This window comes from Nonomuraea sp. NPDC050663 (assembly GCF_044456985.1).
Lineage (GTDB): Bacteria > Actinomycetota > Actinomycetes > Streptosporangiales > Streptosporangiaceae > Nonomuraea.
On sequence record NZ_JBITGL010000005.1, the window covers coordinates 554,408 to 577,791 of the forward strand.

At 69.7% G+C, this 23,384-nt stretch carries 26 protein-coding genes; 20 read left to right on the forward strand and 6 right to left on the reverse strand.

What is annotated here, in order from left to right:
* The first annotated feature begins 3 nt into the window (after nt 1–3).
* Genes ACIBH1_RS19605 through ffh form a run of 3 tightly spaced genes read left to right on the forward strand, consistent with a single transcriptional unit; the run spans nt 4 to nt 2,551 of the window.
* Nucleotides 4–405: a DUF742 domain-containing protein gene (locus tag ACIBH1_RS19605; protein ID WP_181611987.1), complete on the forward strand. Its 402-nt coding sequence runs from the start codon at nt 4–6 to the stop codon at nt 403–405.
* Nucleotides 386–964, forward strand: coding sequence for a GTP-binding protein (locus ACIBH1_RS19610; protein WP_397315211.1), 579 nt, complete (start codon nt 386–388; stop codon nt 962–964). The genes ACIBH1_RS19605 and ACIBH1_RS19610 overlap by 20 nt, the downstream gene beginning before the upstream one ends.
* Before the next feature lie 42 nt (nt 965–1,006).
* Nucleotides 1,007–2,551: a signal recognition particle protein gene (ffh, locus tag ACIBH1_RS19615; RefSeq protein WP_397315212.1), complete on the forward strand. Its 1,545-nt coding sequence runs from the start codon at nt 1,007–1,009 to the stop codon at nt 2,549–2,551.
* Between the two features lie 222 nt (nt 2,552–2,773).
* On the opposite strand, the gene ACIBH1_RS19620 is transcribed toward ffh, so the two are convergent.
* Nucleotides 2,774–3,988: an MFS transporter gene (locus tag ACIBH1_RS19620; protein ID WP_397315213.1), complete on the reverse strand. Its 1,215-nt coding sequence runs from the start codon at nt 3,986–3,988 to the stop codon at nt 2,774–2,776.
* Between the two features lie 31 nt (nt 3,989–4,019).
* Between ACIBH1_RS19620 and ACIBH1_RS19625 the strand changes: the two genes are divergently transcribed.
* A complete protein-coding gene (locus ACIBH1_RS19625) occupies nt 4,020–5,039 on the forward strand; it encodes a LacI family DNA-binding transcriptional regulator (RefSeq protein WP_397315214.1) in 1,020 nt (339 codons plus the stop codon).
* Nucleotides 5,040–5,364: 325 nt separating this feature from the next.
* Here ACIBH1_RS19625 and ACIBH1_RS19630 read toward each other — a convergent pair whose 3' ends face one another.
* Nucleotides 5,365–6,615: a hypothetical protein gene (locus tag ACIBH1_RS19630; protein WP_397315215.1), complete on the reverse strand. Its 1,251-nt coding sequence runs from the start codon at nt 6,613–6,615 to the stop codon at nt 5,365–5,367.
* Nucleotides 6,616–6,871: 256 nt separating this feature from the next.
* On the opposite strand from ACIBH1_RS19630, the gene rpsP reads away from it, so the two are divergent.
* The 14 genes from rpsP (at nt 6,872) to ACIBH1_RS19700 (ending at nt 18,081) form a co-directional block, all read left to right on the forward strand.
* On the forward strand, nt 6,872–7,321 hold the full coding sequence (rpsP, locus tag ACIBH1_RS19635) for a 30S ribosomal protein S16 (RefSeq protein ID WP_397315216.1): 450 nt from the start codon (nt 6,872–6,874) through the stop codon (nt 7,319–7,321).
* A gap of 1 nt (nt 7,322) precedes the next feature.
* Complete coding sequence (locus ACIBH1_RS19640; protein ID WP_181611994.1) at nt 7,323–7,568, forward strand: RNA-binding protein; 246 nt, start codon at nt 7,323–7,325, stop codon at nt 7,566–7,568.
* Between the two features lie 72 nt (nt 7,569–7,640).
* Nucleotides 7,641–8,114, forward strand: coding sequence for a ribosome maturation factor RimM (gene rimM / locus ACIBH1_RS19645; RefSeq protein WP_397315217.1), 474 nt, complete (start codon nt 7,641–7,643; stop codon nt 8,112–8,114).
* The gene (trmD, locus tag ACIBH1_RS19650; RefSeq protein ID WP_397315218.1) at nt 8,111–8,884 is read left to right on the forward strand and encodes a tRNA (guanosine(37)-N1)-methyltransferase TrmD; all 774 of its coding nucleotides are present in this window, start codon (nt 8,111–8,113) and stop codon (nt 8,882–8,884) included. Before rimM ends, trmD begins: the two co-directional genes overlap by 4 nt.
* 107 nt (nt 8,885–8,991) lie before the next feature.
* The gene (rplS, locus tag ACIBH1_RS19655) at nt 8,992–9,351 is read left to right on the forward strand and encodes a 50S ribosomal protein L19 (protein WP_397315219.1); all 360 of its coding nucleotides are present in this window, start codon (nt 8,992–8,994) and stop codon (nt 9,349–9,351) included.
* A 132-nt stretch (nt 9,352–9,483) separates the two neighbouring features.
* Nucleotides 9,484–10,320 carry a signal peptidase I gene (lepB, locus tag ACIBH1_RS19660; RefSeq protein WP_397315220.1) on the forward strand — a complete coding sequence of 279 codons (837 nt, stop codon included), beginning with the start codon at nt 9,484–9,486 and terminating at the stop codon, nt 10,318–10,320.
* Nucleotides 10,302–10,889 (forward strand): signal peptidase I, encoded by a 588-nt coding sequence (gene lepB, locus ACIBH1_RS19665; RefSeq protein ID WP_397315221.1) that lies wholly within the window; start codon nt 10,302–10,304, stop codon nt 10,887–10,889. Before lepB (ACIBH1_RS19660) ends, lepB (ACIBH1_RS19665) begins: the two co-directional genes overlap by 19 nt.
* A 546-nt stretch (nt 10,890–11,435) precedes the next feature.
* A complete protein-coding gene (locus ACIBH1_RS19670; protein WP_397315222.1) occupies nt 11,436–12,101 on the forward strand; it encodes a ribonuclease HII in 666 nt (221 codons plus the stop codon).
* Between the two features lie 22 nt (nt 12,102–12,123).
* Entirely contained in the window at nt 12,124–12,447 is a 324-nt protein-coding gene (locus tag ACIBH1_RS19675) for a DUF2469 domain-containing protein (protein WP_181612001.1), read from the forward strand.
* Between the two features lie 636 nt (nt 12,448–13,083).
* On the forward strand, nt 13,084–13,440 hold the full coding sequence (locus ACIBH1_RS19680; protein ID WP_397315223.1) for a YraN family protein: 357 nt from the start codon (nt 13,084–13,086) through the stop codon (nt 13,438–13,440).
* Nucleotides 13,441–14,973 (forward strand): YifB family Mg chelatase-like AAA ATPase, encoded by a 1,533-nt coding sequence (locus ACIBH1_RS19685; protein ID WP_397315224.1) that lies wholly within the window; start codon nt 13,441–13,443, stop codon nt 14,971–14,973.
* Between the two features lie 56 nt (nt 14,974–15,029).
* Nucleotides 15,030–16,445, forward strand: a complete 1,416-nt coding sequence (dprA, locus tag ACIBH1_RS19690) for a DNA-processing protein DprA (protein ID WP_397315335.1) — start codon at nt 15,030–15,032, stop codon at nt 16,443–16,445.
* A gap of 232 nt (nt 16,446–16,677) precedes the next feature.
* Nucleotides 16,678–16,818, forward strand: coding sequence for a hypothetical protein (locus tag ACIBH1_RS19695; protein WP_397315225.1), 141 nt, complete (start codon nt 16,678–16,680; stop codon nt 16,816–16,818).
* Between the two features lie 393 nt (nt 16,819–17,211).
* Nucleotides 17,212–18,081, forward strand: coding sequence for a tyrosine recombinase XerC (locus ACIBH1_RS19700; RefSeq protein WP_397315336.1), 870 nt, complete (start codon nt 17,212–17,214; stop codon nt 18,079–18,081).
* A 40-nt stretch (nt 18,082–18,121) separates the two neighbouring features.
* Here the strand turns inward: ACIBH1_RS19700 and ACIBH1_RS19705 are convergent, their stop codons facing one another.
* Both ACIBH1_RS19705 and ACIBH1_RS19710 read right to left on the reverse strand, forming a co-directional pair.
* Entirely contained in the window at nt 18,122–18,646 is a 525-nt protein-coding gene (locus ACIBH1_RS19705; protein WP_397315226.1) for a hemerythrin domain-containing protein, read from the reverse strand.
* Nucleotides 18,647–18,654: 8 nt separating this feature from the next.
* Nucleotides 18,655–19,512 carry a peptidoglycan DD-metalloendopeptidase family protein gene (locus ACIBH1_RS19710; protein WP_397315227.1) on the reverse strand — a complete coding sequence of 286 codons (858 nt, stop codon included), beginning with the start codon at nt 19,510–19,512 and terminating at the stop codon, nt 18,655–18,657.
* A 222-nt stretch (nt 19,513–19,734) separates the two neighbouring features.
* On the opposite strand from ACIBH1_RS19710, the gene ACIBH1_RS19715 reads away from it, so the two are divergent.
* Complete coding sequence (locus ACIBH1_RS19715; protein WP_397315228.1) at nt 19,735–21,057, forward strand: CoA transferase; 1,323 nt, start codon at nt 19,735–19,737, stop codon at nt 21,055–21,057.
* Between the two features lie 9 nt (nt 21,058–21,066).
* Here the strand turns inward: ACIBH1_RS19715 and ACIBH1_RS19720 are convergent, their stop codons facing one another.
* Together ACIBH1_RS19720 and ACIBH1_RS19725 are read right to left on the reverse strand one after the other, a co-directional pair.
* Entirely contained in the window at nt 21,067–21,204 is a 138-nt protein-coding gene (locus tag ACIBH1_RS19720) for a hypothetical protein (RefSeq protein WP_397315229.1), read from the reverse strand.
* A 21-nt stretch (nt 21,205–21,225) separates the two neighbouring features.
* Nucleotides 21,226–22,503: an MFS transporter gene (locus tag ACIBH1_RS19725; RefSeq protein ID WP_397315230.1), complete on the reverse strand. Its 1,278-nt coding sequence runs from the start codon at nt 22,501–22,503 to the stop codon at nt 21,226–21,228.
* Between the two features lie 61 nt (nt 22,504–22,564).
* Here ACIBH1_RS19725 and ACIBH1_RS19730 point away from each other — a divergent pair, with 61 nt between their 5' ends.
* Nucleotides 22,565–23,197 carry an ArsR/SmtB family transcription factor gene (locus ACIBH1_RS19730; RefSeq protein WP_397315231.1) on the forward strand — a complete coding sequence of 211 codons (633 nt, stop codon included), beginning with the start codon at nt 22,565–22,567 and terminating at the stop codon, nt 23,195–23,197.
* Nucleotides 23,198–23,384: the final 187 nt, after the last annotated feature.

Consider the following 23,384-nt stretch of genomic DNA (forward strand, 5'->3'; position numbering starts at 1 on the left):
CCGATGACGGATCCCCGGTGGAACAGCGGTGGGTGGGACCCGCTGCCCCAACCCCCTCCCCAATCCGATCCCGCCTCGCCGGTGCGCCCCTACGCGGTCACCGGCGGACGTACGGCCCCGCGGATGAAGCTGGCGATGGAGGCCCTGGTCTCCTCGGCGACGGCCGAGCGCAGGGAACTCACGCACATGACTCCGGAGTACCAGGCGATCAGCCAGTTATGCAGGCAGGTCCGCTCGGTCGCCGAAGTCTCCGCGCTGCTGCGGATCCCGCTGGGCGTGGTCAGAGTGCTGATCGCCGACATGGCGGCAGAAGGTCTGGTCCGAGTGCACCAGCCTGAATTGAACTCGGGCAGGCCCAACCGGGTGCTGCTGGAAAGGGTACTCAGTGGACTTCGCAGGCTTTGAGACGACCTCCGCGAAGATCGTGGTGGCCGGTGGCTTCGGAGTCGGCAAGACGACCTTCGTCGGGGCGGTCTCCGAGATCATGCCGCTGACCACGGAGGCGGTCATGACCGACGCGTCCGTAGGCGTCGACGACCTGGCCATGACGCCACTGAAGTCGACCACGACGGTGGCCATGGACTTCGGCCGTGTCTCGCTCGACCGCGACCTGCTGCTCTACCTGTTCGGCACACCTGGCCAGCAGCGGTTCTGGTTCATGTGGGACGACCTGGTGCGCGGCGCCATCGGCGCCATCGTCCTGGTCGACAGCCGTCGTCTGGCCGACAGCTTCTCGGCCATCGACTATTTCGAGGAAGCCCAGCTGCCTTTTGTGATCGGTCTCAACGGCTGGGACGGCAAGTTCGCCCACGGTGACACCGAGGTGCGCGAGGCTCTGACCTTGTCTCCCTCCGTCCCGCTGGTACGGCTGGACGCGCGTGAACGCGGCTCGGTGAAGGCCTCTTTGATCACGCTTGTGGAGCACGCGCTCAACGTCGACGCCGCGGTCTCCGGTTGGGGATAGGCTGGAAGCCAAGCCTAAATATCCCGAGGACTGGTCCACCACGTGTTCGAGACGCTATCCGACCGCCTGACATCGGTCTTCTCCTCCCTCCGGTCGAAGGGACGCCTTTCCGAGGCCGACATCGACGCGACGTGCCGCGAGATCCGCATCGCACTGCTCGAGGCCGATGTCGCGCTCCCCGTGGTCAGGGCGTTCGTCGCCCAGGTCAAGGAGCGCGCCCGCGGCGCGGAGGTCTCCCAGGCGCTCAACCCCGCCCAGCAGGTCGTCAAGATCGTCAACGACGAGCTCATCGCGATCCTGGGTGGCGAGACGCGCCGGCTGCGCTACGCCAAGACGCCGCCCACGGTCATCATGCTCGCGGGTCTGCAGGGTGCCGGTAAGACCACCCTGGCCGGCAAGCTGGCCAAGTGGCTGGTCGGCCAGAACCACGTGCCCCTGCTCGTCGCCGCCGACCTCCAGCGCCCCAACGCCGTGCAGCAGCTGCAGGTCATGGGCCAGCGCGCCGGAGTGGCCGTCTACGCGCCCTTCGAGGGCAACGGCGTCGGCGACCCGGTGAAGGCCGCGCGCGACTCGATCGAGTACGCCAAGCGCCAGCAGCACGACATCGTCATCATCGACACCGCCGGCCGCCTGGGCATCGACTCCGAGCTGATGAAGCAGGCCGCCGACATCCGCGACGCGGTCTCGCCCGACGAGGTCCTGTTCGTCGTCGACGCCATGATCGGCCAAGACGCCGTGACCACGGCGCAGGCCTTCATGGAGGGCGTCGGCTTCGACGGCGTGGTGCTCACCAAGCTCGACGGCGACGCCCGGGGCGGCGCCGCGCTCTCGGTGCGCCACATCACCGGCAAGCCGATCATGTTCGCGTCGACCGGTGAGAAGCTCGAAGACTTCGACGCCTTCCACCCCGACCGCATGGCCTCCCGCATCCTCGACATGGGTGACATCCTCACCCTGATCGAGCAGGCCCAGAAGACCTTCGACGAGGAGCAGGCCGCCAAGATGGCGGGCAAGCTCACCTCGGGCGAGGACTTCACGCTCGAAGACTTCCTCGAGCAGATGATGATGGTCCGCAAGATGGGACCGATCAAGAACCTGCTCGGCATGATGCCCGGCATGGGCCAGATGCGCGACCAGCTCAACTCCATCGACGAGCGCGACCTCGACCGCATCCAGGCGATCATCCGGTCGATGACGCCCGGCGAGCGCGCCGACCCCAAGATGATCAACGGCTCCCGCCGCGCGCGCATCGCCCGCGGCTCCGGCGTCGAGGTCTCCGCCGTCAACAACCTCGTCACGCGCTTCTTCGAGGCGCAGAAGATGATGAAGAAGATGGCCAGCGGCATCGGCATCCCCGGCATGCCGGGGCGCGGTGGCAAGCAGGGCAAGCAGTCCAAGAAGGCCAAGGGCCGCCGCGTCAGCGGCGACCCGCGCAAGGCCGCGCTGGGCAAGGCCAAGCCGGAGGCCGCCGACGACGAGCCGAAGCCCGCCAAGGGCGGCGCCCTGGGCAACCTGCGCCTGCCGCCGGGGATGCAGCTGCCGCCCGGGTTCGATCCTTCCAAGTTGAATCTGCCGGACCAGAAGTGAAACCGCGGCGAGCCGGATGGTGGGCCAGGCTCCGGGCGTTCGCCGGGAGCCTGGTGAACGGCTCGCGGCGGTCTCGGATGGTGATCGCGGTGCTCGTGCTGGCGATCGCGGTGCTGTATGCGATGCAGGTATGGGGGATCATTCCTCGCGCATAGGGATGATCCCTTAGGCCGTGCCCCGAGAGATCGGGGCACGGCCTTTTTCGTTGCGCGCCCTGTCTGCCTACCTTGTCGGCTGGGGCTCGCCGCTTCGTCCTCCGGCGCCGCGTTCATGTGAGCCGTCCGGGGTGTCTCCTGGACGGCGCCTTCTCGTCGCCGGCAGCGCGGCCAGCAGGACGACGGTCAGTGCCGCCACCCCGAGGAAGGCCCGCTGCACGCCGAAGGCGTCCGCGAGCATCCCGAAGTACGCAGGACCGCCGAGAAAGCCGACGTAGGCGGCCGTGGAGATGACCGAAGCCGCCCGGCCACGCGACCCGTCGGGAACTCCGCGCAAGCCGTACGACAGCAGGGTGGGGAAGAGGATCGAGGTGCCCGCGGCGGCGAGGACGATCCCGGCCAGCGCCAGGGGCAGCGTGGCGGCCGACGCCGTCACCACCCCTCCGGCCGTGGCGATCACGCTGCCGCCGACCAGCGTGGCGATCGGACGGCTCAGCGTGAGGGGCGCGGCGGCGAACCGGAGCACGGCGGCCGTCGTGGCGAAGAGCGCGGGCGCGGCCGAGGCCAGCAGGGGAGAGGCGGCGAACGAGTCGGTCAGCAGGACGGCGCCCCAGGACTGGTAGGCGTTCTCCGAGGCGAACGCCAGCGCGCCGATCGCGCCGATGAGGAGCGGGACGGCCCACCACACCACCCGCCGCCCCGCGCGCGGCGGCACGGCAGGCTCGCGACCGGGCGCCGGGATCGAGCGTGTCGAGACGACGACGGCCGAGCCCAGCGCGACGGCGATCACCGCGGCGGCGCCGAAGTTCACCGGCAGGCTGCCCGCCAGGCCGGCGAGGGCGCCCGCTCCCAGGCTGGAGAGCGCGACGGCGGCGGAGAAGGCGGCGTGCGAGCGCGACACCACGGGCCGCCCCGTGCGCTTCTCGACCGTCGCCGCCAGCGTGTTGATCGCCACGTCGGCCGCTCCCGAGGCCGCTCCCACCAGGAGGATCCCCGCGCACAACGTCACGAGGTCACCCGGAGCGAAGGCGAGCACGACACCCGAGACGCCCAGCAGCGCGAGCAGCACCCCGGCCACCCGCAACCCGAGCCTGTCGACGAGGTGGCCGGTCGCGAGCATCGCGGGCAGCGCCCCCGCGGCCACGAAGAGCAGGGCGAGGCCGAATTCGGTGTCGCTCACTCCGGCTTGGGCGCGCAGGAGGGGGAGGGTCGCGCCCCATACGCCCCAGAAAGCGCCGAATCCGGCAAATCCGAGGAGGGGTGCCAGGTGGGGCATACGCATATGTGTAACGCTACACAACTAGCATGGGTTCGTGCGAAAACGTGTGACGCTGAAGGACGTGGCGGATCGGGCGGGTGTGTCCCTCATGACCGCCTCCTACGCCTTCACGCGCCCCTCGCGCGTGGCCGACGCCACCCGCGAACGCGTCCACCAGGCCGCCGGCGAGCTGGGCTACCACCCCAACGCCATGGGCCGCGCGCTGAAGTACGGCCGCACCCGCCAGCTCGGCGTGGTGTTCGGCGAGCACCTGGCCTACGCCTTCGACGACCCCCAGGCCGCGCAGTTCCTGGCCGGGGTCGCCGAGGTCTGCGTCGAAGAAGGGCTCGGCCTGACGCTGATCCCCACCCGCGGCGACGACGCCGACGCCGACCGCGTGCTCTCCGCCGCGGTCGACGCGTTCGTGCTCTGGACCACGGCCGAGGACGACCCCGTACTGGCGGCGGTCGCCGACGACCCCCGCCCCGCCGCCATCCAAGGCGGCCCACGACGCGAAGGGATCGCGTGCGTCACCCAGGACGACCACGCCGCCGCCCTCGCCATGGCCTCGCTCGGGCTGCGCGACGGCAGGTCGCCGGTGGTGATCTCCTTCCCGCTCGACCGCGGGCGGGAGCCCGGCCTGACGACGGGCGCCCACGTGCCAGAACGCGTGACCTTCCACGTCACCAACGCCCGCATGCGCGGCTTCCGCGACGCGATCGCGGGGGCGGGGCTCGACTGGGCGGCCACTCCCGTGGCCGTCGTGGCGCGCAACTCCCGGCAGCACGGGCACGCCGCCGCCCGGCTGCTCGCGCCTCACCTCGCCGGCGGTGGGGTCGTCATGGCCATGAGCGACGAGCTCGCCCTGGGGGCGCGGCAGGCATTGCGCGACAACCACCCGGACCTGGTCTACCTGGGGTGGGACGCGTCGCAGGAAGGGCGGCGGGCGGGCATCGTGTCCGTCACCAACCCGCTGCGGGAGCAGGGGCGCCGGTGTGCGGAGCTCGCGGTGAAGGAGGACGACCGGCACGCCGGCGACGATATCCCGTGGAGTGTCGTGGGCGGCGTGCGGTAAGGCGCCGCGGCACCGGTCCCGGCGCCTACCGGCGCCGGTGTGGTGGCTTCGGTCTCGTCGGTTGTCCTGGCCGCTGCCGCGGCATCGATCTCAGCGCCTGCCGTCGCCGCTGTTGCGGCCTCTGCCTCGGCGCCCGTCCTCGTCGCCGTGCCGGCTGCGGTCTCAGCGCCGGGTCTCGACGCCATGGCGGCCCGCCGTACGGTGCCCTCCTGCCGTACGGCGGCGCGGTGCCGTACGGCAGGAGGGCACCGTACGGCAGGGCTGGGCCCTACGGCAGGCCGGGCCGTACGCCGGGCGCGGGTGTGCGCCCGGCTTCACGGGACGGTCAGCGGCGGCGGGCCATGTAGCGGGCCGTCAGACCGAGCGCGATCGCGGCCAGCGCGGCCAGCGGCCAGACGAGCTGGAGGCCCGTGAAGGGCAGTTCGTCGCGGCCCGAGACCATCGACATGTCCCCGTCATCGCCACCGCCGTGAGGCGGCCTGGGCGACGGGTTGTCGTCGGGCGTCGGCGAGGGGGAGTTCGTCGGCGGCTCCGTCGGCGGTTCTGTCGGGCTGGGCGACGTCGATGTGGGCGTGGGCGTCGTGGGTGTCGGCGTCGGAGTGGTGGGTGTCTCGGTCGGGCTCGGAGTCGGTGTGGTCGGGGTGGGTGTCGGGGTGGTGGGCGTCTCGGTCGGGCTCGGGGTCGGAGTGGTGGGCGTGGGTGTGGGCGTCGTGGGGGTGGGCGTCGGAGTGGTGGGCGTGGGCGTTGGAGTGGTGGGCGTCTCGGTCGGGCACGGGGTCGTGGTCGTCGGGGTGGGCGTCGGAGTGGTGGGTGTCGGCGTGGGAACCGAGTTGCAGTTCGCCTCGGTCCTGGCCAGGACGAGGAAGGCCAGGTCGCCCGAATAGATCACTTCGCCCGCCTCGTCGCGCAGGACGGCGGTGAAGGTCACCTCAGTGCGCGCCTCGGCAGGAAGCGTTCCCGGAGGGGTGACGACATCGGTCCTGCTCGCGGTGATGTCCCCGCTCGCCACGCTGGGAAGGCCGAGCTCCGCCCCGGTCAGCGTCATGGTCACGTCGCCGCCGTTCTCCAGGGCTGTTCCACCGGCCGGAGCTTCCCCGAAGACGCGGACCGTGCCCGGCGCCGTCTGCACGGCGGCGAATCCGTCGGCCTGCTCGGTGCACTGCGCGAAGGTGCTGACGTTGCCCGTGAACAGCAGCGGGATCTGACCGGAGGGCGAGAGCTGGAACTGGTCGACGACCAGGTTGGACGAGCCTCGCCACGCGTCGGGCGAGTCCACTCCCGTCGCCTCGAGCGTCCCGTTGGCGAGGCTCATGTACTGCGTCACGCCGTCAGGGTCGGGCCACGTCGGATGGGTGGCGCTGTCGGTCCCCGGTGTGTCGTCGACGGCGACCGAGCCCCAGGTCCCCTGGAAGGCAGGCTGCCCGATCGCAGGGATCGCGGGGAGGGTGAGTTCCACGCCATTGGCATGCCCGTAATCGCCGGGAGTCGCCCTCGCCGAGAAGGTGAGCAGCGCACCGACCGACACGGTCGCCACGGCTGCCGTCAGCAGCGCGCGAGACTTGAGTGTGATGGTCACGTGTGAAATTGGCAGGTAAGAAGGCATGACGCCCCCTGCTGGACACACCGTGCTTGCCGATGCTTTGTGAACGCCTGCCGTACCTGGTCGTATGCAGTGCTGGCCATCTGGCACAATGACATGTTGGAACACCGTGACTGTGTGGGTGCCCTCTCATCTCCCGCCTGTCGCGCCTGTCCCTTCGAGCGGCTTCGCATCGTGCCCCACTCGATGAGATGTCGTTCACCCGCGCTCTAATGCAGGAGAGACCACACCCGTGGCAGTCAAGATCAAGCTCAAGCGGCTCGGCATGATCCGCAACCCGCAGTACCGTGTCATCGTCGCCGACAGCCGCACCAAGCGTGACGGACGGGCGATCGAGGAGATCGGCCTGTACCACCCGAAGGAGAACCCTTCGGTCATCCAGATCGACGCCGAGCGCGCCGCTTACTGGCTGGGTGTCGGCGCGCAGCCGACCGAGCCGGTTCTCAAGCTGCTCAAGCTCACCGGCGACTGGCAGAAGTTCAAGGGTGAGCCGGCTCCGGCCCCGCTGCAGGTGGCCGAGCCCAAGGCCGACCGTCACGCGATCTACGAGGCCGCGGCCAAGGAGGCCATGTCCGGTGGCGACACCGGCTCCTCCACCGCCACCACGCCGAGGAAGGCCAAGCCGAAGAAGGAAGAGGCTCCCGCCGAGGAGGCCTCCACCGAGACTCCGGCCGAGGCCTGACATGCTCGAGGAGGCACTCGAGCACCTCGTGAAGGGCATCGTCGAACATCCCGACGACGTCCGGGTCCGTGCCCGCCGCATCCGCAGCGGGAGCGTGCTCGAGGTCCGGGTGCATCCCGACGACCTCGGCAAGGTCATCGGCCGCAACGGCCGCACCGCCAAGGCGCTGCGCACTGTCGTCAACGCCCTGTCCGGAGGGAAGCGCGTCCAGGTCGATCTTCGTGACCTGTACGAAGTGGCCCGCTAGCGGAAGTTTCGTCTGAACGCGCCCTCATCGGTTTCGTGCCGGTGGGGGTGCGGTCGTTTCTGAGGAGTTCATGTGGAGCTAGCCGTCGGCCGCATCGGCCGTCCCCACGGGGTGCGCGGCGAGGTGACCGTCGAGGTGCTCACCGACGACCCGGAGGCCCGTTTCCAGCCGGGCACCGCTTTCGGCGACCTCGTGGTGGAGGGGGCGCGCTGGCACAAGGACGTGCTGCTGCTCCGGATCGAGGGGGTCGGCTCCCGCGACGAGGCGGAGGAGCTGCGCGACACGATGCTGTTCATCGACTCCGCCGACGTGCCGGCCCCTGACGACCCCGACGAGTTCCACGACCACCAGCTCATCGGGCTGCGCGTGGTGACCGTCGCGGGGCAGGAGGTCGGCGAGGTGACCGACGTGCTGCATCACGGGCAGGACCTGCTGGTGGTGGGCAAGGACGTGTTCATCCCGTTCGTCAAGGCGCTCGTCCCGGTCGTCGACCTGGAGGGCGGCAAGCTCGTCGTCGACCCGCCCGAGGGGCTGCTGGAGCCGTGAGAGCCGACATCGTCTCGATCTTCCCCGAGTACTTCTCGCCGCTCGAGGTCTCCCTCATCGGCAAGGCCCGCACGTCGGGCACCCTCGACGTGCGGCTGCACCAGCTGCGCGACTGGGCGCACGACGTGCACAAGACCGTCGACGACACCCCGTACGGCGGCGGCCCTGGCATGGTGATGAAGCCGGAGATCTGGGGAGCGGCGCTCGACGACATCGCCGGCGACGGCTCGCCCGTCCTGGTCGTGCCGACGCCGAGCGGCCGCCCCTTCACCCAGGCGATGGCGCAGGAGCTGGCCGCCGAGCCGTGGCTGGTGTTCGCGTGCGGACGCTACGAGGGCATCGACTCGCGGGTCATGGCGGAGTACGGCAAGCGCATGCGGGTCGTGGAGGTCAGCATCGGCGACTACGTCCTGGCCGGGGGCGAGGTCGCGGTCCTGGTGATGATCGAGGCGATCGGCCGGCTGCTGCCCGGGGTGCTGGGCAACGCCAACTCCGTGGTGGACGACTCCTTCGCTCCCGGGGCGATGGAGAACCTCCTGGAGGGTCCCGTCTACACCAAGCCGCCCGTCTGGCGCGGCCATGCCGTACCCGATGTGCTTCTGTCCGGCCATCACGGCAAGGTGGCGCGGTGGCGGCGCGACCAGGCGCTGCGCCGTACGGTCGACAACCGGCCCGATCTCGCGGCGCGCCTGACCGGCCTTGACAAGCATGATCGGGCGCTGCTCGAGGAGCTGTCGTTTCGCTTCGGGCCGGAAGATATGGCACACTGAATCGCTGGCCCGGTTGACCGGGTCTTGTCATCATGCACGCGTGTCCCCCTCGAGCCGAGGCCGGGTGGACCTCCGGGTGCTCATCGAAACGTTGAGGAACTGCTGTCATGCACACGAAGATCCAGGAGCTCGACAAGGCGGGCCTGCGCAGCGACGTCCCGGACTTCCGTCCCGGCGACACGCTCGAGGTTCACGTGCGAGTCGTCGAAGGTAACCGCTCGCGTATCCAGGTCTTCAAGGGCTTCGTGCTCCGCCGTCAGGGCGCCGGCGTCCGCGAGACCTTCACGGTCCGCAAGGTCAGCTACGGTGTCGGCGTCGAGCGCACCTTCCCGGTGCACAGCCCGGTCATCGAGAAGGTCGTTCTCGTGACTCGCGGTGACGTCCGTCGCGCCAAGCTCTACTACATGCGCGACCTGCGCGGCAAGGCCGCCCGTATCCGCGAGAAGCGCGACAACACCTCCAGGTAACGCCAGGTGTCCGAAATGACCCGGTACGGCACAGCCGTACCGGGTCATTTCCTTTATCTTGAGGCGACGCGTGACGGGTGTAGCGTCGGTCCAGGCTTGTCGCGCACGCGCATCATCTAGGCTCGGGTAGCGATGAGTAGCGAGAGCCAGGACAACGAGGTGGACGTGGTCGCGGAAGACACCCAGAAGCCCGCCAAGGACAAGAAGGACAAAAAGGGTTCGTTCTGGAAGGAACTCCCCGTCCTGGTGGTCGTGGCGCTGGTCCTGGCCCTGATCATCAAGACCTTCGTCGTGCAGGCGTTCTACATCCCGTCGGAGTCGATGGAGAACACCCTGCTCGTCAACGACCGGGTCCTGGTCAACAAGCTCGTCTACCACACGCGTGACATCGAGCGCGGCGACATCGTGGTCTTCAACGGCATCGACTCGTGGGACTCCGAGGTCTTCTACGAGGAGCCCTCGAACCCCGTGGTCGGCTTCTTCCGCTGGATCGGCACCGCCTTCGGCGTCATCCCCGGCGAGAAGGACTACATCAAACGCGTCATCGGCGTCGGCGGAGACCGGGTCAAGTGTTGCGACTCCAAGGGCCGCGTCACCGTCAACGGCGTCGCGATCGACGAGAAGAGCTACCTGTATCCGGGTGACGTGCCGTCGCTGACGTTCTTCGACGTCAAGGTGCCCGAGGGTGCGCTGTGGGTGATGGGCGACCACCGCTCGGTCTCCCAGGACTCCCGCAGTCACCAGGGCGAGCCCGGTGGCGGTACGATCCCTGTCGATCACGTGGTCGGACGCGCCTTCGTGATCGTGTGGCCCTTCTCCCGGGCCACCGTGCTGCCCATCCCAGAAACGTTCGCCCAGCCCGCCCTGCAGGCCATGGGCGGCGCCATACCGCTGCTCGCGGGTTTCGCGGGCGCGGTCCCCCTTGTGTTGCTGCGCCGGAGGTTGTTGTTTTGGCGGAAGAAGAAGTGACGGAACCTGCCAAGAAGAAGAAAAAGGGCGGCGGGTTCCGCGAGACGATCTTCCTCTTGGCCGGTGGCGTCGGACTGGCGCTGCTGCTGCAGGCTTTCGTGGTCGGCTCGTTCTACATCCCCTCGGAGTCGATGGAGAACACCCTGCTCGTCAACGACAGGGTGTTCGTCAACAAGCTCGACCCCTCCGTCGACCGCGGCGAGATCGTGGTGTTCAAGGGGTGGAACGGTGAGGACACCATCAAACGGGTGATCGCCGTGGGTGGTGACAAGGTGGTGTGCTGCGACTCCAAGCGGCGGATCACGGTCAACGGGGTGGCGTTGGACGAGCCTTACCTGTATCCGGACGACTTTCCGTCGGGCGACGAGTTCAGCGTGACGGTGCCGCCTGGGAAGTTGTGGCTGATGGGGGACCATCGGTCGGCTTCGGCGGACTCTCGGGCGCATTACGAGCGGTCGGAGGGGTGGATCTCGGAGGATGACGTGATCGGGACGGCTGTGTTGCGGTATTGGCCGCTCAACCGGATCTCTACGTTCTCTACGCCGGAGACGTTCTCGAAGGTTCGCTGAGACGGCGGGTGGTTTGGCTGGGCCTGGGGGTGATGCTCCCGGGCCCTTGGCGTTTGCCGGGTTGGGCTCGTGCTGTATTCGCGCCTTTTGGGGCCGTGGCACGGACCGCTCGTCTGCTCTCCGCCTCGCGCTCGCCTCGCGCTCCGCCAGGCCCGCTTCCTTCCGCTCCTGGCCTCCTCCGGCGTTCCTGGCGCAGCGAGGTCCCCTCGGCGGGTCCGCACTTCGTCTCGCCCTCCGCCCCGTGCTCCGTCTCGCCCCCGTCTCGCATCCGCCTCATGCTCGCCTCGCGCTCCGCCAGGCCCGCTTCCTTCCGCTCCTGGCCTCCTCCGACCTTCCTGGCGCAGCGACGTCCCCCCGGCGGGTCCGCACTCCCTCTCGCCCATCGCAGGAGGTCAGAGGCGCCTCCCGCCCACTCCCACCTGCGCCCCCAACCCTCCCCTCCCACCCCATCCCCACCTCGGCCACCGCTCCCGCACGCCTCGGCGGTTCGGCTCAGCGCGCATTTGGTCGCGGGTTGCGGCATATGGGGCGTACGCTGCCTCTGTCATGACATTTTCGTTCCGCCCCCGGCCGAGCGTCGTCCGCCGCGACTCCGGGCTCTACGCCTACGAGCGGGCTCTGGCTCGGCGCGGCCTGACGCCGGTGGCCGGGGTCGACGAGGCAGGGCGGGGCGCCTGCGCAGGGCCGCTGGTGGTCTCGGCCGTGGTCCTGCGGCGCGAGATCCCCGGCCTGGGCGACTCCAAACTCCTGACGCCTGCCGTACGAGAGCGCCTGTTCACCCTGATCATGAAGTTCGCCCACGTCGAGACCGTGATCATCCCGCCCGAGGTGATCGACACGCGCGGCTTGCACAAGTGCAACGTCGAGGGAATGCGGCGCGCGATCGCGAGGTTGTCATTCGTCCCGGAGTACATCCTTACGGACGGTTTCCCGGTGCCGGGCCTCCCCGCTCCGTCACTGGCCGTATGGAAGGGCGACCAGGTCGCCGCCTGCGTCGCGGCGGCGTCGATCGTGGCGAAGGTGACCAGGGACCGCATCATGACTTCGCTCGACGCGGAATTCCCGCAGTACGGCTTCGCCGAACACAAGGGGTATACAACGCTTCAGCACCGATTGGCGCTGCAGGAGCACGGGCCGTGCGATCACCATCGCTTCTCCTTCGTCACGGTCAGTAGACGGATACGCGAGAATGGAGATGTGGGGGCGGCATGACGGGCGCGACAGGAGGGACTCGATGAGCGCAGAGGATCTCGAGAAGTACGAGACCGAGATGGAGCTGCAGCTTTACCGCGAGTACCGCGACGTTGTCGGCTTGTTCACATACGTCGTGGAGACCGAGCGGCGCTTCTATCTCACCAACTCGGTGGACCTGGAGGTCCGCACGGCCGAGAACGGCGACGTGTTCTTCGACGTGAAGATGCAGGACGCGTGGGTGTGGGACATGTACCGTCCGGCACGGTTCGTGAAGAACGTGCGGGTGGTGACGTTCAAGGACGTTAACGTCGAGGAACTGGCCAAGAGCGATCTCGAGATGCCCAAGGAAGGCTTCTCCGGCTGACCGCGGGCCGTACTCCCGTCGACCCGGGCGCCGACTCCGAGGCGGGAGTCGGCGCCCAGGTCGTATTCGGCCACGACCCTTTGCCGAGGCCGACACTGACGCCAGCCTCCGCGCACACCTTCGCCCCACCGCGATGACGTCGGCCTCCACCTCGACGCGGACCCACGTCCGCCCCGGCTTCGACGGCACCACGTCCGCCCCGGCTTCGGCCCCCTCCCGCTTCTGCCCTCGACTTCGGGCCAGCCCCCATCACCACTCCCGGCCCCGCCCGGCTTCGACCACGCACGGCGACGGCCTTTCCTGCTCTCCGTATGCGGCCTTGGCGCTCCACCGCCGGCACCACTCCCGGCCTCCGCCCCCCGCGTGGCTGCCCCATCGCCAGCGCCACCTGGCCTCCCGTCCTAACCTCGACCGTCCACGCTGCCGCTCTCGCATCCACCTCCGGCAGCAGGCAGCCTCAGCACCCTTTCCCCCACCTTCGCCCTCAAGCTGCCCCACATCCACCTCCGCTTCGGCGCCGGACAGCAGCGCAGCAAGTCCCACTCCGCCACCGAGCTCCCCCTTATCCACAGAACCAGTTTCACCCCCTCCCCAACCCCACCCCCTCCGCGAAGGTCTTCCCCGGAGGTGGTCCCCATGGCCGCGAAAGACGATCTCGGCAGGCACGGCGAGCAACTGGCCGCCGATTACCTGACCGCCGCAGGCATGCGGATCCTGGAACGCAACTGGCGCTCCAGAAGGGGCGAGATCGACATCCTCGCCCGCGACGGCGCGGACCTAGTCGTCGTCGAGGTGAAGACCCGATCGAGCCGCTCACACGGCACGCCGCTCGAATCCGTACGGCCCGCGAAGCTGGCCCGCCTGCGCACACTCGCCGCCCAATGGCTGTCCACCCAGCCCTCGACGTTCCGCACCGTCCGCATCGACGTGATCGCCCTGGAGCGCTTCGCAGGCGACTACTCCCTGCGCCACATCCGCGGCGTGGTGGTCTGAATGGCCGTCGCTCGCACCAGAAGCGTCGCCCTCATCGGCGTCACAGCCCGCGGCATCGAGGTCGAGGCCGACGTCGGCAACGGCCTGGCGGGCATCCACCTGATCGGCCTCCCCGACACCTCACTCAGCGAGGCCAGAGACCGCGTCAGGTCGGCGATGGTCAACAGCCACTATCCCTGGCCCGACGCCCGGATCACCGTCAGCCTCTTCCCCGCCACCCTGCCCAAACGTGGCAGCCACTTCGACCTGGCCATCGCGGTCGCCATCCTCGGCGCCGCGGGCGCCGTGCCGGCCGACCGCATCGCCACGCCCTTCTTCCTCGGCGAACTGGGTCTGGACGGCAGGCTCCGCCCCGTCCGCGGCATCCTGCCCTCCGTCCTGGGCGCGGCCAAGACCGGCGAGGCCACCGTGGTCGTACCCGCGTCCAACGCCGCAGAGGCGGCCCTCGTCCCCGACGTCCGAGTGGTGCCGGTCCACGACCTGCGCCAGCTGGTGGAGTGGCTCCGCAGCGGCGAGGAACCACCAGAGCCCGATGAGCCCGAGACCACCCCGATCCCCGTCACCGAGCCTTCGTCCCTCGACCTGTCAGACGTGGCCGGACAGCCCCTGGCCCGCCGCGCCCTGGAGGTGTGCGCGGCCGGCGGCCACAACCTCTGGCTCCACGGCCCGCCAGGCACCGGCAAGACCCTCCTCGCGGAACGCCTCCCCACCCTGCTGCCCGACCTGGAGATTGACCACGCCCTCGAAGTCACCGCGATCCACTCGGTAGCCGGCGTCCTCCCGCCCAGCAGCCCCATGATCACCCGGCCGCCCTTCGTCGCCCCACACCACACCGCCACGGCCGCCGCCCTGGTGGGCGGCGGCAGCGCCGTCATCCGCCCCGGCGCGGTCTCCTTGGCCCACCGCGGCACCCTCTTCCTCGACGAGGCCCCCGAGTTCCCCCGCCACGTCCTCGACTGCCTCCGGCAGCCCCTGGAGTCGGGCAACGTCAACGTCTCCCGCGCCGCGGGCACCGTGACCTTCCCGGCCCGCTTCATGCTGATCCTCGCCGCCAACCCCTGCCCTTGCGCCTACCCGGCCGACAAGAGCGACGTCTGCGAGTGCTCCCCGTCCATGCGCCGCCGCTACCAGGGCCGCCTCTCGGGCCCCCTCCAGGACCGCATCGACCTCAAGGTCACCGTCGCCCGCTCCAACAAGCGAGAACTGATGGCCGACCGCAAGTTCGTGGAAACCAGCTCCACGGTGGCCGCCCGCGTCCTCCACGCCCGCCAACGCGCCGCCAAGCGCCTCGACAACACTCCGTGGCGCACCAACGCTGAGATCCCGTCAATGGCGCTGCACGGCGAATTCCGACTGTCGGAGGCGGCCATGAAGCCCATCGCATCGTGCCTCGACTCAGGCTCGCTCACCGCACGCGGACTCGATCGCGTGGTGCGCGTGTCCTGGACCATCGCCGACCTCGCCGACAAGGACACGCCAGGCGAAGAGGACACGGCCCAGGCCCTCGCGCTCTGGCTGGGGGTGGGGGCATGAACGAGCTGACGGCTCGTGTGATCCTCATGCGCATCGCGGAGGTGGGAGACCCGGTCATGGGCTGGCTGGTCGAGCAGTACGGCGCCATCGAGGCGGTGAACATCGTCCGCGCAGGCTCCGCACCCAGCTCCGTCTCCGACCGCACCCCAGACTTCGCGGGGAACAGCCCTCTAGCGACATCTGTGACAATCGGCCAGCGAGCTACGGCATCCCAGACGTCTGATTGCCGAGGTACGGCATATGCGACGTCTGATTGCCGAGGTACGGCATCCGCGACGTCCGACTGCCAAGCAACGGCATCCGAGACGTCCGACTGCCGAGGTACGGCATGCGCGACGTCTGATTACCGAGCCACGCCATCTGCTGATCCTGCAACGGAGCATTCATCAGCCACCCGAGGCGCACCCTCAACAGCCAACCCCGCCTCAGCCCTCAGCCCTTCGTCCTCACCGCCGGGAGCCGCTGCCACCCCAACCTCCGATGACCGCCTGGGGGCGACCCTGAACAGGCGCCTAGCAACCTGGCAGGCCCGCCTCCCTCAAACCGACCCCGCAGCCGACCTGGCTGCAGGCGAGCGCGCAGGAGCCCGATTGGTGACTCCTGGCGCCCCGGAATGGCCCACCCAACTCTCCGATCTCGGCCACGGCGTCCCGCTCGGCCTCTGGCTCCGAGGTTCCGCCGACCTGCGCTTCTCCTGCCTACGCTCGGTAGCCGTCGTCGGCGCCCGCGCCGCCACCGCCTACGGCGTCCACGTAGCCTCCGACTTCGCCGTCGAACTGAGCGACGCGGGCTGGACCGTGGTCTCCGGCGGCGCGTACGGCATCGACGGCGCAGCCCACCGCGGCGCCCTGATCGGCGGCTCTCCAACGATCGCCGTCCTCGCCAACGGCGTCGACGTCTGCTACCCCACCGGCCACACCCAGCTGTTCGACGCCATCCGCGAGCAGGGAGTCCTGGTCAGCGAATGTCCTCCAGCCACCCACCCGACGCGCTCCCGCTTCCTCATCCGCAACCGCCTCATCGCCGCCCTGTCGCGCGGCACCGTGGTCATAGAAGCAGCCGTACGCAGCGGCGCCCTCAACACCGCCGGCCACGCGGTGACCCTGCAACGCCCCCTGGCTGCGGTCCCCGGCTCGATCACCTCGGAGGTCTCCGCCGGCTGCCACCGCCTGATCCGCGAAGGCCGAGCGGTCTGCGTCACCAGCCATGAGCAGGTGGTCGAGCTTGTGGGCGAGCTAGGCACCGACCTCGCGACGGAGGCTCGCGGCCCCGTCCTGCCCCGGGACGACCTGAGCGAGACCACCCGCCGAGTCCTCGACGCCGTGCCCACGAGGGGAGGAGCCGGGACCGCCTCCATCGCTGTGAGCGCCGGAGTGGACCTCAGCACAGCGCTGAGCAGCCTGGGAAGCCTTGCGGCGGCGGGTTTCGTTGAGCGGTGCACGAAGGGCTGGCGGGTCCGCCGCCGATCGTGAATGGGCGACGTCTGCGAGCCGCAGTCGGACGCGAGTGCTGCTGGGCGCGGTAAGACCTGAAGCTGGTGGCGCCCAGGCTGGCGGCGAGCCTTGCTCGGTGGGCTCGGTGGGCTTGGTGGGCTTGGTGGGCTTGGTGGGCTTGGTGGGCTTGGTGGGCTTGGTGTGGGCGACTGAGTGGTGAGGCACGGCGCGGCGGCTCGGCGCGGCGGCGTTCGATGTGGCTGAGGGCGATGTGGCTGAGGGCGAGGTGGCGGGGCGCGAGGTGGCGGGGCGCGAGGTGGCAAGGTCGCCCAAGGTTGCGGAACGCGAGGTAGCGGGGTCCGAGGTGGCGAGGCCGCCCGAGGTGGCGGGGGCCGAGGTGGCGCTGTCCTGACGTTACGGATGGGGCTGGCCAAGCTCCAGGGCTTCTGAGGCGAGCCGGGTCCTGTCCCGCTGGATCCCGGCCCTGGCGGGGCAGCGAACCGGCGCCGAGTGAGTGGATCGTCTTGGCAGCTGTGGTTGGGAATGCGCCCAGTGCGGGTCCGATGCTGCCGATCGGCGTCGTCTTCACAGAGGGTGGACACTGGGGTGATCGGGGTAGATCAGACAAGCTGAACGGCAAGCGGCTTCAGTGAGTGGCGAGCGGAGGTTCGCGGTGGGGGTTCGTCGAGGCGATAACACCAGCCCGCGGGGTGAGGCCGGAGCGGGAGGAGGGCGTCGCTCAGCTACTGGCGGTTCCGCGCAGGGTTTTGAAGGTCGTTCCTCGAGGGCGGGAAGCGCGGAGACGATCATCGCGGAGTTCGAGCGCCACCTGCGCTACGAGCGCGACCTCAGTCCTCACACGGTGCGTGCTTACCTGACCGATCTGGGGAGTTTGCTCGCGCATCTGGACGACGGTGGGGTGGACGGGCTGGATATCTCCACGTTGCGGGCCTGGCTGGGGGAGCAGCACGCGGCTGGCTTGTCGAGGGCGACGTTGGCGAGGCGTACGGCATGCGCTCGGAGCTTCACTGCCTACTGCTATCGGCGGGGGTGGCTGGCGAATGATCCGGGGCTGCTGTTGGGGAGTGCGAAGTCTCCTCGATCGTTGCCTGCCGTGCTGGATCAGGAGCAGGCTCGGGCCGCCCTGGAGACTCGGGGGGAGGGGGAGCCGGTTGATCTCAGGGATCAGGCGATGCTTGAGCTGCTCTATGCGACAGGGATTCGGGTGAGTGAGCTTTGCCAGCTTGATGTGGATGACGTGGATCGGGGGCGGCGGGTCGTCCGGGTGCTGGGGAAGGGGCGTAAGGAGCGGGCGGTGCCGTTCGGGGTGCCGGCGTTGCATGCTCTTGATCGGTGGTGTGTCTATGGGCGGGCGCTTTGGATCAAGGAGGGGACGGGGGCGGCGCTTTTTCTGGGGGTGCGGGGTGGTCGTATCGATCAGGGGACGGTGCGGCGTGTCGTTCATGCGCGGCTGCGGCAGGTCGAGGGGGCGCCTGATCTGAGTCCGCATGGGTTGCGGCACAGTGCTGCGACGCATTTGCTGGAGGGCGGGGCGGATCTTCGGAGCGTGCAGGAGTTGTTGGGGCATGCTTCGCTGAACACCACGCAGATCTATACCCATGTGTCGATCGAGCGGCTGCGGGCTGCGTTTCGGCAGGCTCATCCTCGCGCTTGAGGGCGGGAGCCGTCCGGGAGCCGTCCGGGAGTCTTCGCTGCTAGCGCGCGGGTGGGGGCGGCGTAGTGAGGAGGAAGGCGGGTGGGGTGGCCTGCCACTCCTCGGCTCGGAGTGAGTTGAGGGCCGACACGATGCGCTTCTCCTCGTATACGAAGTGCGTCTCGATCAGGGCTGCCAGGCCGTTCAGCTCTCCTCGGATCCGTTGCGCCTCGGTGGGGGTGGGTGCGTCGGCGAGGGTGTCCAGGAGTGCTTGGAGCTTGTGCATGCTGTCGGTGACGATCTCGTGGTCGCGGCCGAGTTCCTCCAGGATCGGGCGGAGCTCGGGGAACTGCTTGGCCAGTGCTGGGAAGGCGTTCGTGTCCTCGCCGGTGTGGTGGCGGGTGAGGGCTGAGCAGAAGGTCAGGCAGTGGGCCTGGAGGTCTTGCGGGCGGGTGCCTTCGCCGGCGAGGTAGGCGTCCACGTCGTCGCGGAGTTGGGTCAGTTGGTCTCGTAGCCAGATGTGGACGTTGATCAGCTGGTTGCCGAGCGTTTCCAGGCGGGCGGTTGGTGAGTTTTGCGTTCCCATATGTCCGTTCATGATGCCATGCGGTTGCTTGGTGGGCTGCTCGGCGGTGATGGCCAGTGGGGGAACAGACGGACCTGGCCGAAGCCGATGAGGAGCAGGGGGTCCAGGTATTGGCGGGTGCGGATCAGGCCCCAGTGGAGGCAGGAGACGCGGCAGTGGCCTGGGGCGTCTTGGAGCACACCTAGGAGGGTGCCGGTGGTGACCTGTTGGCCTGGCCGGACGGAGGGCTGGACGGGGAGGTAGGTGGTGCGGAGGCCGTTGGGGTGGATGACCGTCACCACGCTGCGGTCGGCAATGGGGCCCGCGTGGCCGATGGTGCCGGGGCCGGCGGACAGGACCGGGGTGCCGGGGGCGGCGGCGAGGTCGGTGCCGCGGTGGCCGGAGAGCCAGGGGGCTGGTGGGGGTGTGAAGGCGCGCAGGATGTGGGGGCGGGTGGGGAGGGGCCAGGACCAGGTGTGAGGGATAGGGCGAGCTTGGGGGCGGGGGAGAGCTCCGGGCCAGGTGTGGGGGCTGGGAAGTGTCCGAGATTCGGTGGGGGGTGGGGGGCGGAGGTGCGGCTCGGTGGGGGTGGGCTGCGGGGTGGGCTGCGGCTCGGTGGAGGTGGGCTGCGGGGTGGGCGGAGGCTGCGGAACGGCTGTTGCTTGCGGGATGGCGAGTGGCTGCGGGGTGGCCGGCGTTTGCGGGATGGCGAGTGTCTGCCGGGTGGCCAGGGGCTGTGGGATGGCGAGTGTCTGCGGGGTGCCCGGTGTCTGGGGGATGGCTGGCGGTTGGGGGGTCAGCCACATGATCGTGGTGGTGAGGAGGAGGGCGGCTAGGCGGGTGGCCATGCGGCGTCGGGTGGCGCTGGATGGTGGGGAATCGCGCATGGCGGCATGGTGGCTGGGGCGGTCACGGCTGGGGTGGGCCGAATGCGGTTCTGTGGATGGGGGCCTGCGGACAACCGGGACGGTGATGGGCGGGCCGTGGCATGCTGCTCGGCGTTCGGCGTTCGGCGTTCGGCGTTCGGCGTTCGGCGTTCGGCGTTCGGGGTCGAGGGCTGGGGTTTGAGGTTGGGTGGGCTCGTGGGAGCCGGAAGGAAGGGGCGATCGGTGTTCGAGCGGGAGATCGCGGAGCTGGCTTCTTCGGTGCAGGTCGAGCTGGCGCCCGTGCGGATAGTGGATGACGGGGCCCGGTTGCCCTCCACGTTCAAGGTCGAAGAGGCCGCTGCGGTGTCCGTGGGGGCGGCGTTGGGGGCCGCGGCGGGGCTGGTGGGTGGCGAGGGTGAGTTGGAGATGCGGGAGGCCCTGGCCGCGTTTCAAGATGAGCGGTTCTTCAGGATCAACAACAAGGCGCCCTTGATGTGGGCGCCCTTCTCCGGTGACTATCGGGCCGCCGATGGGTGGGTGCGGCTTCACTGCAACTTCGACCATCACCGCGAGGCCGTACTGCGGGCTTTGGGGTTGAGGCCGAAGGCTGAGCGCGAGGAGGTCGAGGAGGCTTGCGCCGGCCGTACGGCTCGGGAGGTCGAGGACGCGGTGACGGCGGAGGGCGGGTGCGCGGGGGCGCTGCGGACGATGGAGGAGTGGGCCGCGCATCCGCAGGCGCGGGCCGTACGGGAACTGCCGCTTGTGGGGATGGAGCGGGTGGGGGACGCACCTGCGGGGGGCGGGCGACGGCGTGATGGGGAGCGGCCGTTGGAAGGGGTGAGGGTCTTGGATCTCACCCGGGTGATCGCGGGGCCCGTGGCGACCCGGACGTTGGCCGCTTATGGGGCGAAGGTGCTGCGGGTGGGGGCTCCGGCGTTGCCGGAGGTGGCGGGGCTGGTGGTCAGTACGGCTTTCGGGAAGCGGTCGACCTTGCTTGATCTCCGGGCGGAGAAGGGGGCGAGGCGGTTTCGGGAGTTGGTGGCGGGGGCCGATGTGATTGTGCGGGGGTATCGGCCGGGGGCGTTGGAGGGGCTGGGGTTCGGGGTCGGGGAGCTGGCGGGTCTCCGGCCGGGGGTGGTTTGTGTTGATATTTCGGCGTACGGGGGGCGGGGGCCCTGGGGGATGCGGCGCGGGTTCGACAGTCTGGTGCAGATGGTGACCGGTATCGCCTACGGGGACGAGCCGGCGCCGTTGCCTGCTCAGGTGCTTGATCATGCGACCGGCTATCTGGCGGCCTTCGGGGCTATGGGGGCTCTGGCTCGTCAGCGGCGGGAAGGCGGGTCCTGGCGGGTGGAGTTGTCGCTGGCCAGGACCGCGCAGTGGCTGGTGGCGATGGGGCAGGCCGCTCCGGTTGACCGGTTCCGGATGGATGGGCTGCTGGGCGAGATGGAGTCCACCTTCGGGGAGCTGACCTACGTGCTGCCGCCCGGGCGGATCGACGGGCGGCGGCCCGGGTGGACCGGTCCTCCGCCGATGAAGGGGCAGCATCATCCCGAGTGGTGGTGACGGCGGGCGTCAACGGAGCCACGGCTTGGCGAGCGTGAGGGCGACGAGGGCGGAGGGGACGGTGGCCGTCGTGGTGCCGGGGGTCGGCGTTAAGGGGGACGTCGCGCGGTCGTACAGCCAGGAGAGGCGGCGGGTGGAGGTGCTCATGGGAGGTTCCTTCGGTATCGGTCAGTGGCGGTGGGACGTGCGCAGGGGCGAGGCCCAGATCCATACGCTGCTCAGGGCGATGCCGGCGGCGCAGATCCAGATGACGGGGCGAAGCCCGATCAGCTCGGCGAGCAGGCCGCCGAGGAGGCCGCCGAGGGCCATGACGCCCTGAGTGGCGAAGTTGATCGTGGAGTTCACGCGGCCGCGCACCTCGACGGGGGCGTCGCGGAGGATGACCGCGCCGAGGCTGGTGGCGAAGGCGACCACGATGCCGCCGGTGATCAGGCCGGTGCTGAGCAGCATCGTGAGCTTCCACCACAGCGACCCGTCGATCACGGCGACGGTGACGATGCTGAGCGGGAAGAACAGGACGGAACCGAGCAGGATGCGGTTCTCGCCGAAGCGCCTGACCAGACGGGTGGTGACCCAGGCGCCGAGCAGGCCGCCCGCGCCGGAGACCGCGGTGAGCAGGCCGAGCAGGCCCTCCGGGATGTCCAGGACCTTGACCATGAAGAGCATGTGAACGGCCGTGTAGGCCATCGCGAAGAAGTTGATCGTCGTGCCCGAGCCGAGGAGGGCGCGCAGTGTCGGGTCGGTGATCGTCGCGCGCAGGCCCTCGGCGACGTCGCGGGTCAGGCCGCGTGAGGGGGCGGGCTCGTTGCGCTCCGGAGTCCTGATCGAGCGCAGGAGGAAGGCCGAGGCCAGGAAGGACACGCCCTCGACGAGTACCGCGATCGGCGCGGTGAGGAACTGGACCAGCGCTCCCGCGAGTCCGGGGCCGGCGACCGAGGCGACGGAGTAGGAGGCGTGGAAGCCCGCGAGGGCCTCGGTGCGCTGGTCGGCGTGGACCACCGCGGCCAGGTGGGGGAAGTTTGCGGCCTTGAACAGCGTCGCCGCCGTCCCGATGACCAGGGCCACCACGATGAGCCAGGTGACCGACAGGGCGCCCATGAGCCACGCGGCGGGCACCGAGAGGGCGGCCAGGGCCGAGACCAGCTCGCATCCGATCATCAGCGGCCGGTGACGGCGCAGCCGGTCGGCGATGGCGCCCGCGTGCAGGCCCAGGAGCAGGGTCGGAACGAAGGCGGCGGCCGTCAGCACACCCATCTGGGCCGGGGAGGCGGACAGCAGGGTGATGGCGGTGAGCGGGATGGCCAGCCGGGAGACCTCGGAGCCGGTGATCGAGGTGGTCCTGGCCGACCAGAGGAGGCGGTAGTCGCGCTGCTTGCGCAGGGGGATCGGCTGGAACACGGGGGGCTCCGAGGGGGAGTCGGTCGAGTCGTGAAGGGTTTCCTTCATGACTCTGAAGGTAATCCTTCAGAACTATGAAAGCAACCCTTCAGATTGATACTCTTCTCGCATGACGGAACGTCACCCGCCCCTGAGCGACCCCAAGGCCATGCGCGCGCTCGCCCATCCGGCCAGGTTGTCGATGCTCAACCACCTCGCGGTGGTGGGTACGGCGACGGCCACAGAACTGGCCGAGATCGTCGGGGTCAGCCCGAGCGCGGCCAGCTATCACATGCGGATGCTGGAGAAGTACGGCTTCGCGGCCGACGCGCCCGCGCGCAGCGACGGCAGGGAACGGGTGTGGAAGCACCTCTCCACAGGCATCACGCTGTCGCACGAGCCCGGCGAGCCGGGGGAGACGCGGGCCGCCAGGGATCTGCTCGTGGACGCGATCTGGAACGACGCCGAGCTGGAGGCGCGACGCGCGCTCGCCCAGGTGGAGCAGACGCCCGAAGAGTGGAGAAAGGCGACCGTCTTCGCCCGCGGCACGCTGATCGTCACGGCGGAGGAGCTGAGAGGGCTCACCGAGGAGATCGAGAAGCTCGTGGAGCCCTATCTGGCCAAGCACCGCCATGGAGAGGCCAGGCCCGAAGGGGCCCGGGTGGCCGAGGCGCAGTACCGGTTGTTCCCGCGGGCGGAACGCCGTACGCCAGGGCTTCCGACCGAGGACCACGACGCGCGCGTCGCGGGCGACGAGGCCTGAGAGCACGGCGGTTCCTGGGGTCCGTGAGGCGCGGGGTGGCGTCGCGCGAGGGCTCGTGAGCAGGCAGGAGCGGTGACGCGGGTCAAGGCCGCCCGGTCAGGAGGTACACTTTTCGATGGCCTGTAACTACGGCCAACTTCGCATGCCCCACTGCGAGCCGGTCCCTCGGTCCTGGTGAAAACCAGGC